This window comes from Pseudomonas sp. GW822-FHT04C11 (genome assembly GCF_058800905.1).
Map to the genome: position 1 here is coordinate 1 of NZ_JBXAMS010000007.1, position 15,296 is coordinate 15,296.

The 15,296-nt window shown below is 59.0% G+C and carries 13 protein-coding genes; 7 read left to right on the forward strand and 6 right to left on the reverse strand.

The genetic code is table 11. The annotated features are described in order from the left end of the window. The first annotated feature begins 294 nt into the window (after window positions 1-294). From AC1RJ3_RS13160 to AC1RJ3_RS13180, 5 genes are read left to right on the forward strand one after another with little or no spacing between them, the layout of a single operon-like run. The gene (locus AC1RJ3_RS13160; RefSeq protein ID WP_493079243.1) at window positions 295-1,338 is read left to right on the forward strand and encodes a DUF5924 family protein; all 1,044 of its coding nucleotides are present in this window, start codon (window positions 295-297) and stop codon (window positions 1,336-1,338) included. A 54-nt stretch (window positions 1,339-1,392) separates the two neighbouring features. Further along, complete coding sequence (locus AC1RJ3_RS13165) at window positions 1,393-2,538, forward strand: ABC transporter permease (RefSeq protein WP_347928528.1); 1,146 nt, start codon at window positions 1,393-1,395, stop codon at window positions 2,536-2,538. Then, window positions 2,535-3,338, forward strand: coding sequence for an ABC transporter ATP-binding protein (locus AC1RJ3_RS13170; RefSeq protein ID WP_347928527.1), 804 nt, complete (start codon window positions 2,535-2,537; stop codon window positions 3,336-3,338). Before AC1RJ3_RS13165 ends, AC1RJ3_RS13170 begins: the two co-directional genes overlap by 4 nt. 1 nt (window position 3,339) lies before the next feature. Continuing rightward, window positions 3,340-4,278 carry an MlaD family protein gene (locus AC1RJ3_RS13175; RefSeq protein ID WP_054594961.1) on the forward strand — a complete coding sequence of 313 codons (939 nt, stop codon included), beginning with the start codon at window positions 3,340-3,342 and terminating at the stop codon, window positions 4,276-4,278. Next, a complete protein-coding gene (locus AC1RJ3_RS13180; protein WP_493079244.1) occupies window positions 4,275-4,913 on the forward strand; it encodes an ABC-type transport auxiliary lipoprotein family protein in 639 nt (212 codons plus the stop codon). Before AC1RJ3_RS13175 ends, AC1RJ3_RS13180 begins: the two co-directional genes overlap by 4 nt. A gap of 169 nt (window positions 4,914-5,082) precedes the next feature. Here the strand turns inward: AC1RJ3_RS13180 and AC1RJ3_RS13185 are convergent, their stop codons facing one another. The 4 genes from AC1RJ3_RS13185 to AC1RJ3_RS13200 all read right to left on the reverse strand — a co-directional run bounded on the left by AC1RJ3_RS13185 (window position 5,083) and on the right by AC1RJ3_RS13200 (window position 9,138). Continuing rightward, entirely contained in the window at window positions 5,083-6,312 is a 1,230-nt protein-coding gene (locus AC1RJ3_RS13185) for a nucleoside recognition domain-containing protein (RefSeq protein WP_054594959.1), read from the reverse strand. A gap of 205 nt (window positions 6,313-6,517) precedes the next feature. Next, window positions 6,518-7,849, reverse strand: coding sequence for a glutamate/aspartate:proton symporter GltP (gene gltP / locus AC1RJ3_RS13190; protein WP_054594958.1), 1,332 nt, complete (start codon window positions 7,847-7,849; stop codon window positions 6,518-6,520). A 763-nt stretch (window positions 7,850-8,612) separates the two neighbouring features. Then, on the reverse strand, window positions 8,613-8,777 hold the full coding sequence (locus AC1RJ3_RS13195) for a DUF1328 domain-containing protein (RefSeq protein ID WP_019694493.1): 165 nt from the start codon (window positions 8,775-8,777) through the stop codon (window positions 8,613-8,615). A gap of 73 nt (window positions 8,778-8,850) precedes the next feature. Then, the gene (locus tag AC1RJ3_RS13200; RefSeq protein WP_054594957.1) at window positions 8,851-9,138 is read right to left on the reverse strand and encodes a hypothetical protein; all 288 of its coding nucleotides are present in this window, start codon (window positions 9,136-9,138) and stop codon (window positions 8,851-8,853) included. 441 nt (window positions 9,139-9,579) lie between these two features. Between AC1RJ3_RS13200 and algB the strand changes: the two genes are divergently transcribed. Further along, window positions 9,580-10,926 carry a sigma-54-dependent response regulator transcription factor AlgB gene (algB, locus tag AC1RJ3_RS13205; RefSeq protein ID WP_054594956.1) on the forward strand — a complete coding sequence of 449 codons (1,347 nt, stop codon included), beginning with the start codon at window positions 9,580-9,582 and terminating at the stop codon, window positions 10,924-10,926. 10 nt (window positions 10,927-10,936) lie between these two features. Continuing rightward, on the forward strand, window positions 10,937-12,727 hold the full coding sequence (locus AC1RJ3_RS13210; RefSeq protein WP_054594955.1) for an ATP-binding protein: 1,791 nt from the start codon (window positions 10,937-10,939) through the stop codon (window positions 12,725-12,727). A 7-nt stretch (window positions 12,728-12,734) separates the two neighbouring features. On the opposite strand, the gene AC1RJ3_RS13215 is transcribed toward AC1RJ3_RS13210, so the two are convergent. Continuing rightward, window positions 12,735-14,348: an EAL domain-containing protein gene (locus AC1RJ3_RS13215; protein ID WP_493079371.1), complete on the reverse strand. Its 1,614-nt coding sequence runs from the start codon at window positions 14,346-14,348 to the stop codon at window positions 12,735-12,737. Window positions 14,349-14,424: 76 nt separating this feature from the next. Continuing rightward, window positions 14,425-15,204, reverse strand: coding sequence for an N-acetylmuramoyl-L-alanine amidase (locus tag AC1RJ3_RS13220; RefSeq protein WP_493079245.1), 780 nt, complete (start codon window positions 15,202-15,204; stop codon window positions 14,425-14,427). Window positions 15,205-15,296: the final 92 nt, after the last annotated feature.

Consider the following 15,296-nt stretch of genomic DNA (forward strand, 5'->3'; position numbering starts at 1 on the left):
ACTGGGGCTCAGCGGCACATGACTGGAAAAGCGCGATGAATCAATTTGCGATTCTGTACGGAGATCGATTTATCAGGTCGACCTGGTAAAAGCACGGCCTGCCTGACGGCAGGCCGTTACCGGCCCGCACACAAAATATCTGACAGTCCCGTTTTTAGGGCCGCTTCGCGACCCAGCGGGAGCAAGCTCCCTCGCCACAGTTGCTGTACCCGGTCACACAGTGGCTCCTCGCAACATCACTGTGCCAGCGTTATCCTGTCGGGGTTTTTTCCCACGACAATTGCGAACTACCGAATGCCTATCCTGACCCGTTACGTACTGCGCATCCTCGAACTGATGAAGCGCTATCCTGGGGTCATTGCGCTCGGTGGCTTCATCTCAGGGGTCTGCAGTTTCATTCTGGTCGACCGCCAACAAAGCCTGGCAACCTGGATTGCAACCATCATGCTGGTCAGCTGGCTCTGGCTGATGCTGGAAAACAGCCTGACGGAGCTGTTCACCAAAGTCTTCAAGCGTGAGATCCCGCAGCCGTTGTTGCGCTATGCGACGCAGATGATTCATCAGGAAAGTCTGTTCTTCGTCTTGCCGTTCTTTTTCATCACTACCACCTGGAACAGTGGGCAACTGGTGTTCACCGGGCTGCTCGGAGCGGCGGCGCTGGTTTCGATCACCGACCCGCTGTATTACAAATGGCTGGCGCCGCGCCGCTGGCTGTTCCTGGCGATGCACACCCTGACGCTGTTTGCCGCGCTGCTGACGGCATTGCCGATCATCCTGAACCTGACCACCGCTCAGAGTTTCAAACTGGCTCTTGGCACCGCGATGCTGCTGTCCTTTCCAAGCCTGGCGTCGATCTTTCCGATTCGTACGATCCGCGGCGGCCTGAGCGTGCTCAGCATCACCCTGGCCATCGGCTGCGCCGGCTGGTTGCTGCGTTCCTGGGTGCCGCCGGCCACGTTGTGGATGACGCAAGTGGCAATCAGCACACAACTACAAGACCGTACACCCGGCGACAGCCACAATGAAGTCAGCGTCGCCCAACTGCGCCCTGATGGTCTGTACGCCTACACCGCGATCAACGCACCGCGCGGGCTCGACGAGCGGATTTATCACGTCTGGCAGTTCAACGGCAAAGAGGTCGACCGCATCGCACTGGATATCCACGGCGGGCGCAAGGAAGGATACCGGGCCTGGAGCCATAAACAGAACTTCCCCGGCAACCCGGCAGGCGACTGGCAAGTAAGGGTACTGACTGAAGACGGTCAGGTGATCGGCGTACTGCGCTTTGAGGTGACCGACGCCAGCCAAAACGGCACGACGCCGAGCGAGGCAAAATAGCCGGGATCATGCTATTACGTAGCACTGCGTATCAGTCGAACAAGCACGGAGATTATGAGCAGCACAATTGCCGGCAGTGCCCAACTCGATACTTCGAACACCCCTGCGCGGTTGCGGGTCACGGGTGACTGGACGCTTGTCCATTACGCCGACCTCAAACGCCTGAGCAACACTCTCAAAGGTCAGTACGACGACCGAACCCCCATCGACCTCAACGGCCTCGGCGCGCTCGACACCGCCGGTGCCTCGCTGCTGGTCGAGCTGCTCGGTGCCGAACGCCTCGGCAAGTCCGCCGAGCACCCCGACTGCAGCCTGTCCGCAGCCGACCGCGCGCTGCTGCAAACCGTCTATTGCTCGCTGACTGACTTCTGCATCCCCATCAAAGAGCCCGAAATCAGTGTCGGCATTCAACTGCTGACCCGCATCGGGCGCGCGGTCGATGCGGTCTGGCAGGACACGCTGCAACTGTTGGGGTTTGTCGGGCTGATCCTGGAAACCATCACTCGCAGCCTGTTTCGCCCCAAGCGCTGGCGGATCACGCCAATGGTCGCGCACATCGAACAAACCGGCCTCGACGCCGCGCCCATCGTCGCCTTGCTGACCTTCATGGTGGGTGCAGTGGTGGCCTTCCTCGGTGCCACGGTACTCGCCAGTTTTGGTGCGAGCATTTTTACCGTGGACCTGGTGGCATTCTCGTTCCTGCGTGAGTTTGGTGTGCTGCTGACCGCGATCCTGATGGCCGGGCGCACTGCCAGTGCCTTCACCGCGCAAATCGGCTCGATGAAAGCCAACGAAGAAATCGACGCAATCCGCACCTTGGGCCTCGATCCGATGGAGCTGCTGGTGGTGCCGCGGGTGTTGGCGTTGCTGGTAGCGCTGCCGATGCTGACCTTTCTGGCAATGCTCTCGGGGATAGTCGGTGGCGGGGTGGTCTGTGCGATATCGCTGGGTATCTCGCCGGCGATGTTCCTGTCTTTGCTGCAATCGGACATCGGCGTTCAACATTTTCTGGTCGGCATGGTCAAAGCACCGATCTTCGCTTTTCTGATCGCCTCCATCGGTTGTCTGGAAGGCTTCAAGGTCAGTGGCAGCGCTGAATCCGTTGGCGCCCACACCACGTCCAGTGTGGTGCAGTCGATTTTCGTGGTGATCGTGCTCGATGCGGTCGCCGCGTTGTTCTTTATGGAGATGGGCTGGTGAGTCGTTTACCCCGTGCGCCCTCAGAGGCGGTGATCGAAGTCCGTGGGCTGTGCAATCGCTTCGGCCGCCAAAGCGTGCATGAAAACCTCGACCTGGATTTGTACAAGGGCGAGATTCTCGCCGTGGTCGGCGGCTCAGGCAGCGGCAAATCGGTGTTGCTGCGCAGCATCGTTGGCCTGCGCCAGCCCAGCGAAGGCATGGTGAAGGTGTTTGGCAAAAACCTGCCGAGCCTGACGGAGCATGAACGCTCACTGGTCGAGCGGCGCTTCGGCGTGTTGTTTCAGAAGGGTGCGTTGTTCTCTTCGCTGACCGTGACCGAAAACGTCGCCTTGCCCTTGATCGAACACGCCGGCCTGAGTCGCGACGACGCCGAACATCTGGCGGCGGTTAAACTGGCCTTGGCTGGCCTGCCGCTGTCGGCTGCCGACAAGTACCCGGCCTCGCTGTCCGGCGGCATGATCAAACGCGCCGCGCTGGCCCGCGCCTTGGCGCTGGACCCGGACATCCTGTTCCTCGATGAGCCGACCGCCGGCCTCGATCCGATCGGCGCCGCGGCGTTCGATCAGTTGATCCTGACGTTGCGTGATGCGTTGGGGCTGAGTGTTTTCCTGGTCACCCACGACCTCGATACGCTGTACACCATCACCGACCGGGTCGCGGTGCTGGCGCAGAAAAAAGTACTGGTGGCCGACGCCATCGACACCGTGTCGGAAACCGACGACGCGTGGATTCACGAATACTTCCACGGCCCACGCGGCCGTGCGGCGCTTTCAGCCGCTTCACAGCTTAACGAGGTATGACATGGAAACCCGAGCCCACCATGTATTGATCGGCCTGTTCACCGTATTGGTGGTGGCCGGTGCATTGCTGTTCGGCCTGTGGCTGGCCAAGTCCAGCGTCGACAGCGAGTTCAAGGATTATGAGGTCGTCTTCAACGAGGCGGTCAGCGGTCTGTCCAAAGGCAGTGCAGTGCAGTACAGCGGGATCAAGGTCGGCGATGTAGTGAGTTTGCGCCTCGACCCCAAAGACCCGCGCCGGGTATTGGCGCGGATTCGCCTGGGTGGCGAAACCCCGATCAAGGAAGACACCCAGGCGAAACTGGCGCTGACCGGGATTACCGGCACCTCGATCATCCAGCTCAGCGGGGGTACGCCACAAAGCCCCGAGCTACGCGGCAAGGACGGTAATTTACCGGAGATTGTTGCCTCTCCTTCGCCCATCTCACGATTGCTGAACAATAGTGATGACCTGATCAGCAGCGTCAACCTGTTGCTGCATAGCGCCAACCAGATGATGTCGCCGGAAAACGTCGACCGCCTGGGCAAAACCCTTGAGAACCTGGAGCAAACCACCGGAAGCATTGCCGAGCAGCGCGGGGATCTTAGCCAGGCCATGCAACAACTGGCGTCGGTAGGCAAACAGGCCAGCGCCACTCTGGAACAGACGTCTGCGCTGATGCGCAACGCCAACGGTATGCTCAACGATCAAGGCAAACAGATGGTCGGCAGTGCCGAGCAAGCCATGAAGTCGCTGGAGCAGAGCAGCGCGACCATCAACAGCTTGCTGACCGACAATCAGGATGCGCTGAATAACGGCATGCAGGGGCTCAACAGCCTGGCCCCGGCCATACGTGAGTTGCGCGACACCCTGAGTTCGTTACGTGCCATCTCTCGTCGCCTGGACTCCAACCCCAGTGGTTACTTGCTGGGCGGCGACAAGGATAAGGAGTTCACGCCATGAAACCTGTCTACCGCGGCTTTGCGCACTGCGCGCTGTTGGCGAGTTTCGCGCTGACCAGTGCCTGCTCGATTCTACCCAAGGCTGACCCGCTGGATGTCTACCGCCTGCCTGCCACGCCGAACGCCGCGTCATCGATGCACGCCAACTCGGTGCTGTGGTCGCTACGTCTGTCTAAACCTCAGGCCAGCGACGTGCTCAACAGTGCAAAAATCGCCGTGATCCCTCAAGGCGATCTGATCAGCAGCTACAAGGCTTCGCGCTGGAGCGATCCTACGCCGATCCTGTTGCGCAATCGGCTGCTCGCCGGGTTTGCCCAGGATGGCCGCGTACAGCGGCTCAGTACCGACGACAGCAACTTGCAGACGGATCTGGAACTGGGCGGGAACCTGCAAGCGTTCCAGACGGAATATCAAGGCAACACCGCGCAAGTGGTCATTAGCCTGGATGCGCTACTGGTGCGTGGAAATGACCAGCGGATCCTCGCCAGCCGCCGCTTCGAAGTGCGCCAGCCATTGAGCGATGTGAAGGTGCCCGCAGTGGTGACCGGGTTTGGTCAGGCCAGTGACACGCTCACGGCGCAGGTGATTGCATGGACGGTAGAGCAGGGGCAGAAGACTGCGACCATGAAGCCCTGAGCCAGCACCGTACCCGTGGCAAGGGAGCTTGCTCCCGCCGGCCGGTCCGCGCTCGGGCGAAGCAGTCGCAAACCATTGGGCACGGTGTGCCAGACAGAATGTAATCACAGGTTTTAGGGCCGCTACGCGACCCAGCGGGAGCAAGCTCCCTCGCCACAGAGATAGCGGACTACCCAAAGAACCAGTAGCAAACCCCGATCGCCCCCAGCACCCCGGCGAGTTCCGCCAGCAGTGCGCAACCCACGGCATGTCGCGCACGCTGAATGCTCACCGCTCCGAAGTACACCGCCAGCACATAGAACGTGGTTTCGGTACTGCCTTGAATAGTTGCTGCCACCAGCGCCGGGAAGCTGTCGACGCCTTGAGTCTTCATGGTTTCGATCAGCATCGCCCGTGCAGCGCTGCCGGAGAACGGCTTGACCATCGCGGTCGGCAGGGCATCGACGAAACGCGTGTCCCATCCGGCCCACTGCACCAGATGGCGAATCCCGTCCAGACCGAAGTCCAGCGCCCCGGACGCGCGCAATACGCCCACTGCACAGAGCATCGCTACCAGATACGGCAGCAGGTTCTTGGCGACATCGAAGCCTTCTTTGGCACCTTCGACGAACGCTTCGTAGACCTTGACCTTGCGCAGCGCGCCAATCACCAGAAACAGCATGATCATCCCGAACATCGTCAGGTTGCCGAGGATCGATGACAGGCTCGCCAGGGCAGTGGCTGAGAGCGCCGTCAACAGCGCCATGAAGCCACCCAGCAGCAGCGCACCCGGAATCAGATAGGCCAGCACCACCGGGTCCCACAGTCGCAGACGCTGCATGAACGATACCGACAGCAGACCGACGATGGTTGAACAACTGGTCGCCAGCAAGATCGGCAGGAACACCAGCGTCGGGTCGGCCGCACCTTGCTGGGCGCGGTACATGAAGATAGTCACGGGCAGCAGGGTCAGGGACGAGGCGTTAAGCACCAGGAACAGGATTTGTGCATTGCTTGCGACCGTGGTGCTGGGATTGAGCTCCTGCAACGCACGCATCGCCTTGAGACCAATCGGCGTAGCGGCATTGTCGAGCCCCAGGGTGTTGGCAGCAAAGTTGAGGGTGATCAGGCCGATGGCCGGATGACCCGCCGGCACTTCGGGCATCAGGCGCAGGAACAGTGGGCCCAGCGCCTTGGCCAGCCAGTCGACGATCCCGGCTTTTTCAGCGATCCGCAGAAAGCCCAGCCAGAGGGTCAGGGTGCCGAACAGCAACACCATGACGTCGACCGACAGCTTGGCCATGGCGAAGATGCTTTCCACCATCGTCGCGAAGATCCCGGCATTGCCGCCAATCAGCCACTGCGCGAGTGCCGAAACGGCCGCCACGATGAAAAAGCCAAGCCACAGGCCATTGAGCATCAGTCAAATCCCCCAGAAGATGCCGCGAATGATAGCGGGGTGGGCAGAAACGACAAACCCCGGATTTCTCCGGGGTTTGTTTGGCTCTACTTGTAGGAGCGGGAGGCGTCTGGCTCTTGCCCGCGATGAACAATGATGCGGTGTATCTGATACACCGTGGCGCCTGCATCGCGGGCAAGCCTTGCTCCTACAGAGGGCGGCACTGTCAGTTGCGGGAAGCCTCGCCAGCCGGCAGCTTCTCTTTGCTGCGCCAGTGCGGCAGGGAGTTCCAGTAGCGCTGGCCCTTGGCGTCGTCGTACATACCTTCCCAACGGGAGACAACCAGCACAGCCAAGGCGTTGCCGATCACGTTCAGTGCGGTACGGGCCATGTCCATGATGCGGTCGACACCGGCAATGAACGCCAGGCCTTCCAATGGAATACCGACACTGCCCAGCGTTGCCAGCAGAACCACGAACGACACGCCCGGCACGCCGGCGATACCTTTGGAGGTGACCATCAGCGTCAGTACCAGCAGCAACTGCTGGCTGATCGACAGGTCGATACCGTACAGCTGGGCAATGAAGATCGCCGCGATGCTCTGGTACAGGGTCGAACCGTCGAGGTTGAACGAGTAACCGGTTGGCACCACGAAGCTGCAAATAGCTTTCGGTGCGCCGTAGGCTTCCATCTTCTCGATCACGCGCGGCAGCACGGTTTCGGAGCTCGCGGTGGAGTAGGCCAGCACCAGCTCATCCTTGAAGATGCGCATCAGCTTGATCACCGAGAAACCGAACAGGCGAGCAATCAGGCCCAGCACTACGAAGGCGAAGAAGGCGATGGCGACGTAAACCAGGATCACCAGTTTGGCCAGCGGCAGCAGGGACGCGAAACCGAAGTTGGCAACGGTCACTGCGATCAGTGCGAACACGCCGATCGGGGCGTAGTTCATGATCATGTGAGTGACCTTGAACATGCTCTCCGAGACGCCCTGGAACATCTTCACCAGCGGCTCGCGCAGGTCCGATTGCAGGCTCGACAGACCAAGACCGAACAACACCGAGAAGAAGATGATCGGCAGCATCTCGCCACGCGCCATGGCGGCAAAGATGTTCGATGGAATCAGGTTGAGGATGGTTTCGATGAACGCGTGTTCATGCTGAACCTCGGCCGCGGTCGCCTGGTACTTGGAAATATCCACAGTGCCCAGGGTGCTCATGTCGATGCCGGAACCCGGGTGGAACACGTTGGCCAGCACCAGGCCGACCAGAATGGCGATGGTAGTGACGATTTCGAAGTAAATGATGGTCTTGAGACCAATGCGCCCCAGCTTCTTCGCATCACCCACACCGGCAATGCCGACGACCAGCGAGGAGATCACGATAGGGATCACGATCATCTTGATCAGACGGATAAAGATATCGCCCGCCGGTTGCAGGACGTTACTGATCCACCAGGCTTTTTCCGCACTGAAGTGGTTGAGCAACGCACCGATTGCAATGCCCAGTACCAGACCGATGAGGATCTGCCAAGCGAGGCTCAGCTTTGCCTTCTTCATATCATTACCCTTTTCTTATAAATGGACTCGGGAAGATGCACAAACTGGAACGCCCAATGGCGGAAAAGTCTGTGCATCTGCCCCCGGATAAGGTCGCCCGGAGCGCGTAATTACGGCTCTCTGGCAGATAAAAAAGGCGCAACTATTCCGATGCACAGGAGCGACGTCTAATGCCGTAAACGCCTACCCTATGCCGAATCGGCATGAGCTTTTTCAAAGCAAACCGCCGTCCCAACCGGTTCGAATACGACATTTCGGCAGGCATAAGTGCCGTGAACCGGCCATCGCAGAGGGGATTGATCGTTTTTTGAGCAACGGAATATGGACAAAAACCAAGGAAAAATCCTACGCGCCGTAGTGAATAGTGAGCAGCAATCAGCGCCAAATTTGTCGATATACGGTCACCCGGAAACACTGCGAAATGTTTTGTGAAGAACACCGATGGTTTTTTTGCCGGCCGGGGTAGCGATAAAAATGGTTTGGCAGCTCTAGGTCAATGCTTTGCACATATAAGCACGCCGCAGATTTGTCACGTCATGAATGACGGTCAAATATGCGGCGCTGCTTGTCCTGACCCGGCCCTTGCGCGGGTACTCCCTGTACCCGTAGGTCACTCCAATTCTGAAGCAATCAGAACGTCCCGGCCCCTTGGCCATGCGCGCACCCTCCTCGGGTGGGCGCAGAGGAAAGAGGTATTGCTGACCTCCTTCTGTTTTTCAAACCCGCTACCCGTTCGGGTCTGTCTTCAAGCAAATGCCCACGATCAGCCTCGACCACGACGGCCAAAGATGAACGAAGCAACAAACATCACCAGGAACACGACAAAGAGAATCTTGGCGATACCCGTGGCGGTGCCCGCGATACCACCGAAGCCCAGTACGGCAGCGACAATGGCAATAATCAAAAATGTAATCGCCCAGCTCAACATGGTGATTCTCCTTACGCTTCTATTTAGAGGTGTTGCTATTCCCGGCACATGAACATCGCGCCGAGCCAGTTACCTAGAACACCCAACGGTCCTGACGCAGCGCCACGGCACCAGGTTCTGCCTGGTCCACACTCATCATTCGCATTGAGGCTGCACCAGCAGGCCGACTGCCTACTGCGCTGAAATGGGTTTGGGTCAAGTGATGAGTCGGCGCAATCGCTGCCTCTGGCTGCTGGCTTTGTTCCCAGCGCAAGAACTGCTGGCCGCCGATCAAGGTGATCAACAAGGCAAACACGGCAAACATCCCTTGCTGGATAGACAGTGGCGAGATACGCAATTGGGCGGCACGTTGGCGATTCATCCGAAACTCCTCCCACACTGGTGGTTATTGGTCAGGGGGCTTCTTCTTAAAATGCCCCCGACTTAACCAGACCGTTGCAGCCTGCATGCCAGCTTCAGGACAGAAATAAACACAACAAAATCAAATAGATATCTTGATTAGCAAAGTGCATTCGGACGCATCCTGCACGATGCCCCGCAGAAGATCGTGCGTAATGCACGATCGATTTGCAGGAAATCGAAAATTTTTGGAATGTATGAAGGGATACGGATGTCAGAAAAAGAGACGGGAAAACGTCGAGGCCGTCAGATAAAGAATAAAAGCCATTAAAATCATATAGTTATTATAAATCCCGACAGACAACTACCCCATTCTGATGAGAAGCGCCCAGAATAAACCATGCAACTTGCCCGATTTTTCCGAGACTAAATTAAGAGCATTCATTTAAGGAGCGTAGGAAAAATGGAATCCGCCACCGAGCATCAAGGCCGCATTTTGCTGGTAGATGATGAATCCGCCATCCTGCGCACCTTCCGCTACTGCCTGGAAGACGAAGGCTATAGCGTTGCCACCGCCAACAGCGCGGCCCAGGCCGACGCCTTGTTGCAACGGCAGGTCTTCGACTTGTGCTTCCTTGACCTGCGTCTGGGCGAAGACAACGGTCTCGACGTCCTGGCGCAAATGCGTGTGCAGGCGCCCTGGATGCGCGTAGTGATCGTCACCGCACACTCGGCCGTGGACACCGCCGTCGATGCTATCCAGGCCGGCGCCGCCGACTATCTGGTCAAACCTTGCAGCCCTGACCAATTGCGCCTGGCCACCGCCAAACAACTGGAAATGCGCCAGCTCTCGGCACGCCTTGAAGCCCTCGAAGGTGAAGTCCGCAAACCCAACGATGGCCTGGATTCCCACAGCCCGGCGATGAAAGTCGTACTGGAAACCGCCCGCCAGGTCGCCAGCACCGATGCCAATATTCTGATACTCGGCGAATCCGGTACCGGTAAAGGCGAACTGGCCCGGGCCATTCACGGCTGGAGCAAACGCGCGAAGAAATCCTTCATCACCATCAACTGCCCATCATTGACAACCGAGCTGATGGAAAGCGAGCTCTTCGGCCACAGCCGCGGGGCATTTACCGGTGCCAGCGAAAGTACCCTCGGCCGGGTTAATCAGGCCGACGGGGGTACATTGTTTCTTGATGAGATCGGCGATTTTCCGCTGGCCTTGCAGCCCAAACTGCTGCGCTTCATTCAGGACAAGGAATACGAAAGGGTCGGCGACCCGGTGACCCGTCGCGCCGATGTGCGAATCCTCGCCGCCACCAACCTCAATCTTGAAGACATGACTCGCGACGGTCGTTTCCGCGAAGACCTGCTCTACCGGCTGAACGTCATCACCTTGCACCTGCCACCACTGCGCGAACGAACCGAGGACATTCTGGCCCTGGCCGAGCGCTTCCTGGCACGCTTCGTCAAGGAATACGCGCGGCCGGCTCGTGTCTTCAGCGACGAAGCACGCGAGGCGCTGCTCGGCTATCGCTGGCCAGGCAACATCCGCGAACTGCGTAACGTGGTCGAACGAGCAAGCATCATTTGCCCACAGGAGCGAGTCGAGATCAGCCATTTGGGCATGGCCGAGCAAACCACCAGCAACGCTCCCAGAATCGGAGCGGCGCTAAGCCTGGATGAATTGGAGAAAGCCCACATCGGCGCGGTACTGGCCAGCGCCGGCACCCTCGATCAAGCAGCCAAGACCCTGGGTATCGACGCCTCGACGCTGTACCGCAAACGCAAGCAGTACAACCTGTGAGCAACACCTTATGAAGCTGGCGATGAAGTTGCGCACACGGCTGTTTCTGAGTATCTCGGCACTGATCACCGTGGCGTTGCTCGGCCTGGTACTCGGGCTGGTCAGCGTGATGCAGATAGCCAGTAACCAGGAAGCGCTGATCCGCGACAACTTCATCACCCTCGACCTGGAGCTCAAGCTGCGCCAGACCCTGGACGATCAGTTGATCAACATGCTCAGCATAAAGCCCGACCTTGAGGCACTGGAATCCTCTGAACGGCGCTACTTCGAGCTACTGGATCAAGGCATCGAGCACGAAAACAGTTTCAATGGCGAGCATCACGGCTTCGAGCAGGCCCGCACGGACTACCTGTCCTTTCTCAAGGCCTTCAGCCTCACGCAGGAACCGTCCGGCAAGCTCGCCGGCAATCGGGACCTCACCGAAAAGTTCAACGTGCTGCGCAACGGCCTTATTGCCGAACACAAACAGGCTCTGGACAACATCGACGAGACCCAGCGCAATGCCCGCGAACATGCACTGCTGATTGCCGGTTTGCTCGGATTGGTCGGGTTGGCAGTACTGGCCATCGGCTTCATCACCGCTCACGGCATCGCCCGGCGCTTCGGTGAGCCGATCGAGGCACTCGCCAAGGCCGCGGATAACATCGGCCAGGGTAACTTCGATGTCACCCTGCCGATTTCCCCGGCAGTGGAACTGACCCAGCTCACCCGGCGCTTCGGGATCATGGCCGAAGCCTTGCGCGAGCATCAGGCAACCAATGTCGATGAACTGCTCGCCGGTCAGCAACGCTTGCAAGCCGTGCTCGACAGCATCGATGACGGTTTGCTGATGATTGATCGTCAGGGCCAACTGGAGCACCTTAATCCGGTTGCACAGCGTCAATTGGGCTGGGACGAAGGCCGCCTCGGCCAAGGCCTGGGCACCGCACTCCAGCGGCCAGAGCTCGATGAACAACTACAAACGGTACTGCGCGGCGGAACGCTGGAGCGTGCGCCTGAAGACCTGAGCATCGAAGTCGATGGCGAGTCGCGTCTGTTGACCTACAGCCTGACGCCGGTCATTCATCCCCAGGGGCATATCCTCGGCGCCGTCATGGTGCTGCACGATGTCACCGAGCAACGGGCCTTTGAACGGGTGCGCAGCGAGTTCGTACTGCGTGCCTCCCATGAGCTGCGTACGCCGGTCACCGGCATGCACATGGCCTTCGGCCTGTTCCGCGAGCGCGCGCACTTTACCGAGGACTCTCGCGAAGCCGACCTGTTGAACACGGTGAATGAGGAAATGCAGCGTTTGATGCAGTTGATCAACGACCTGCTGAACTTCTCGCGTTATCAGAATGGTCTACAAAAACTCACCCTGGCGCCGTGCAACATCGATGACCTGCTGGAGCAGGCACAGGAGCGTTTCGCCGAGCGGGCTAATGAGCAAAGCATCGAGTTGCTGGTGGAAGTGCACACACCACTCCCGCGCCTGCAGGCCGATCAGGCGCAACTCGACCGGGTGCTGGACAACCTGATCGACAACGCGCTGCGCCATACCAGCCACCATGGGCAAATACGCTTGCAGGCTCGCCGGCACGGCGAAAGGGTGATCGTCAGCGTCGAGGACAATGGCGAAGGCATCGCTTACGGCCAGCAGGGGCGGATTTTCGAACCCTTCGTTCAAGTCGGGCGCAAGAAGGGCGGCGCCGGGCTCGGCCTGGCACTGTGCAAGGAGATCGTGCAGCTGCACGGTGGTCGCATGGGCGTATATTCCCGGCCGGGACAGGGCACCCAGTTCTATATGGCACTGCCACTCTAACGAGCGATCACGCCTCGTCATCCAACCGCCGTGACGCCAACCGACGGCCTCGGGTGATCAGTTCAATGAACTGCGTCGCGGTCAAGGCATGGGCGAACAACCAGCCTTGGCCGTAATTCACTCCCTCACTGCTCAGCAACGTGGCCTGGGCTTCATGTTCGATACCTTCGGCAATCACCTTGAGCTGCAAGGCATGCGCCATGCGAATGATGTGCGGCGCCACGCCGCTGCTGGCGGCGTCGTGGCCCAGCGCATCAATGAAAGCCTTATCGATTTTAAGGTAGTCCACTGGCAGGGTTTGCAGGTAAGCCAGGCTGCAATAACCGGTGCCAAAGTCGTCGATCAACACTTGATGCCCGGCATCGCGCAACGCTTGCAGGTTCTCCCGTGCGACCACCACATCGATCAACCCGCGCTCGGTCACCTCAAATGCGATCTGCCGCGCAGCGATCCGGTGCGTGGCCAGCAAGCCTGCCATGACCTGGCCAACCCGCGGCACCATGACGTCGCAGGCCGCCAGGTTGACCGAAATATACAGCTGCGGGTTGGCGCGAAGTAACTTACCGAGCTGTTCAAGCAATCGCTGCAACACGAAGTCAGTGATCTGACGGATCTGCCCGGAGTCTTCCGCCATGGGAATAAACAGGTCCGGGCTGGTCAGCGTGCCGTCCGGCCGGCGCCAGCGCAATAAGGCTTCGGCACCGACACAGTGACGGCTCTTGAGATCGAAGATCGGCTGATACAGGACCTGTAACTCCCCCCGCTTGAGGGCTCCCTGCAACTCACCGCCCAACGATTGCCGCTGGCGGGCCATCAAAAACACCAAACCGCCAATGCTCAAGCCCAGCACCAGGCTTGCCGGCACCAGCCACCACCACAGCGTGGGCAGGTGCGATGCGGTTCGAGGGCTGATCAACACCAACTGGTACTCGGGATTGTTGGTCGGCATGCGATAGATCAGCCGGGTTTTCGTGACCTGCAACGGTTCACTGCTGAAGGACGACCAAGGGTCGCTGAGTGGCCAGGCTTGTGGTGTGCCGAGTACCGGGATCGCCCGAGCGCCATGATCGACCACCACCAACAGGCTGCTGCCGGGCGTGAGATCAACCATGTCGGTCAAATGCCCTCGGGAGGTAGCGACGCGAAAATTACCGCGTCCCAACATCAGCGCTGCACGGTCTTCATCGGGCTCGGTCGAGGTGTTGAGCCAATAACTGTAGGTCGGCCCTTTGATGTCCGGCGGTCGGATTGCCGAAAGCCCATCCTGCCGCGGTCGGCTCGAACAAAATTGCGTGCTATCGATATAGGCCGCTTCATAGACGAAGCGGTAATTGAAACTGACCTGCTGCAAGGTCGCGATCATGTCTGCATCACAGTTACGCAACGGCTGCGCTTCCAGGTCATCCAGGCCTTCGCGCAGTTGACCGAACAGTTGCTCCAGACGCTCCAGAAAGCGTTCGCCCTGAGCATTCATCTGTTCGCTTTCACGTTGCTGGACCTGCCGCTGCGCCACCCCGAGGCTGCCAGCCAACAGCAAGGCCGCACTCAGCGCAGCCGCTAGTATCGCCAAAGACCAAGGGCGATAGAACCAACTGCGCAGGGTTTCGCCAGCGACTGCCATCATTGAATATCCGAAGGATTACCAATGAGTTATAGCTACTGATCAGAAAATAGCCCTGACCGTCGGGCGGGCGTCATTATTTTGTCTGGTTGAGCACCTGCAGAATCGCGGCGCTTTGCGCGTCTGGCGTACCGTCAAACCGTGAAGGTCGATAGTGCATCTGGAAAGCTGCCAGCACATGCCGGGTGGCCACATCCAGTTCACCGGTCTGCGGCGTTGTATAGCCCAGACGCGCGAGCTCTTCCTGAAACCAGGTGATACTCGGAAGTTGTGCTTCGAATAACGCCTGCTGACGCGCTACGGCCTGGGCATCGGGCCAGACCACCAGCCCTTCGTCGGCCAGACGCTTCCACGGGAACAACGGACCCGGATCAAGCTTGCGTAGCGGCGCGATGTCACTGTGGCCAATGATGTTTCGCGGGCTGATGTTGTTGCGCTTGCTGATGTCCTTGATCAGGAAAATCAAAGACTGAACCTGCGCCTCGCTGTAGGGATACCAGACGCGCCCGGCAGGCGTATCGTGAAATCCCGGATTGACGATTTCGATGCCAATCGAGCTTGAGTTCAGCCAGGTCCGGCCCTGCCACTCGCTTTCCCCGGCATGCCAGGCCCGACGGCTTTCATCCACCAACTTGAAAATAGTGGCGCTCTTGTCATCGCCCACCAGGTAATGGCTGCTGACCTCGCCATGGGTCAACAGCGCCAACGAACGCTCCTGCGAGGCGGTGGTGTAATGCACCACGATAAACTGCACACGATTGTCGAAGTTCACCGACGGATGGTTGGTGTCGATTCGCGGGCCGCTGGCGCAACCCGCCAGGACCAGAAGTACCAAAAGCAGAGGAATCGATTTCATGATCTGGACAATACGCTGAGATAGTAATGCAACAGTGTAACGTACCGCCTTCTTCTGGACCGGCAAAGCCTGGCATTTAACCCGATGGATCA

What these genes read in the sequence shown, in the direction of transcription:
- AC1RJ3_RS13210 (WP_054594955.1), top strand. Translation starts at nt 10,937, where the DNA reads ATGAAGCTGGCGATGAAGTTGCGCACACGGCTGTTTCTGAGTATCTCG.
- AC1RJ3_RS13195 (WP_019694493.1), bottom strand. Translation starts at nt 8,777, where the DNA reads ATGTTGAGCTGGGCGATTACATTTTTGATTATTGCCATTGTCGCTGCC.
- AC1RJ3_RS13175 (WP_054594961.1), top strand. Translation starts at nt 3,340, where the DNA reads ATGGAAACCCGAGCCCACCATGTATTGATCGGCCTGTTCACCGTATTG.
- AC1RJ3_RS13185 (WP_054594959.1), bottom strand. Translation starts at nt 6,312, where the DNA reads ATGCTCAATGGCCTGTGGCTTGGCTTTTTCATCGTGGCGGCCGTTTCG.
- AC1RJ3_RS13220 (WP_493079245.1), bottom strand. Translation starts at nt 15,204, where the DNA reads ATGAAATCGATTCCTCTGCTTTTGGTACTTCTGGTCCTGGCGGGTTGC.
- AC1RJ3_RS13165 (WP_347928528.1), top strand. Translation starts at nt 1,393, where the DNA reads ATGAGCAGCACAATTGCCGGCAGTGCCCAACTCGATACTTCGAACACC.
- AC1RJ3_RS13180 (WP_493079244.1), top strand. Translation starts at nt 4,275, where the DNA reads ATGAAACCTGTCTACCGCGGCTTTGCGCACTGCGCGCTGTTGGCGAGT.
- AC1RJ3_RS13200 (WP_054594957.1), bottom strand. Translation starts at nt 9,138, where the DNA reads ATGAATCGCCAACGTGCCGCCCAATTGCGTATCTCGCCACTGTCTATC.
- AC1RJ3_RS13215 (WP_493079371.1), bottom strand. Translation starts at nt 14,348, where the DNA reads ATGGCAGTCGCTGGCGAAACCCTGCGCAGTTGGTTCTATCGCCCTTGG.
- gltP (WP_054594958.1), bottom strand. Translation starts at nt 7,849, where the DNA reads ATGAAGAAGGCAAAGCTGAGCCTCGCTTGGCAGATCCTCATCGGTCTG.
- AC1RJ3_RS13160 (WP_493079243.1), top strand. Translation starts at nt 295, where the DNA reads ATGCCTATCCTGACCCGTTACGTACTGCGCATCCTCGAACTGATGAAG.
- algB (WP_054594956.1), top strand. Translation starts at nt 9,580, where the DNA reads ATGGAATCCGCCACCGAGCATCAAGGCCGCATTTTGCTGGTAGATGAT.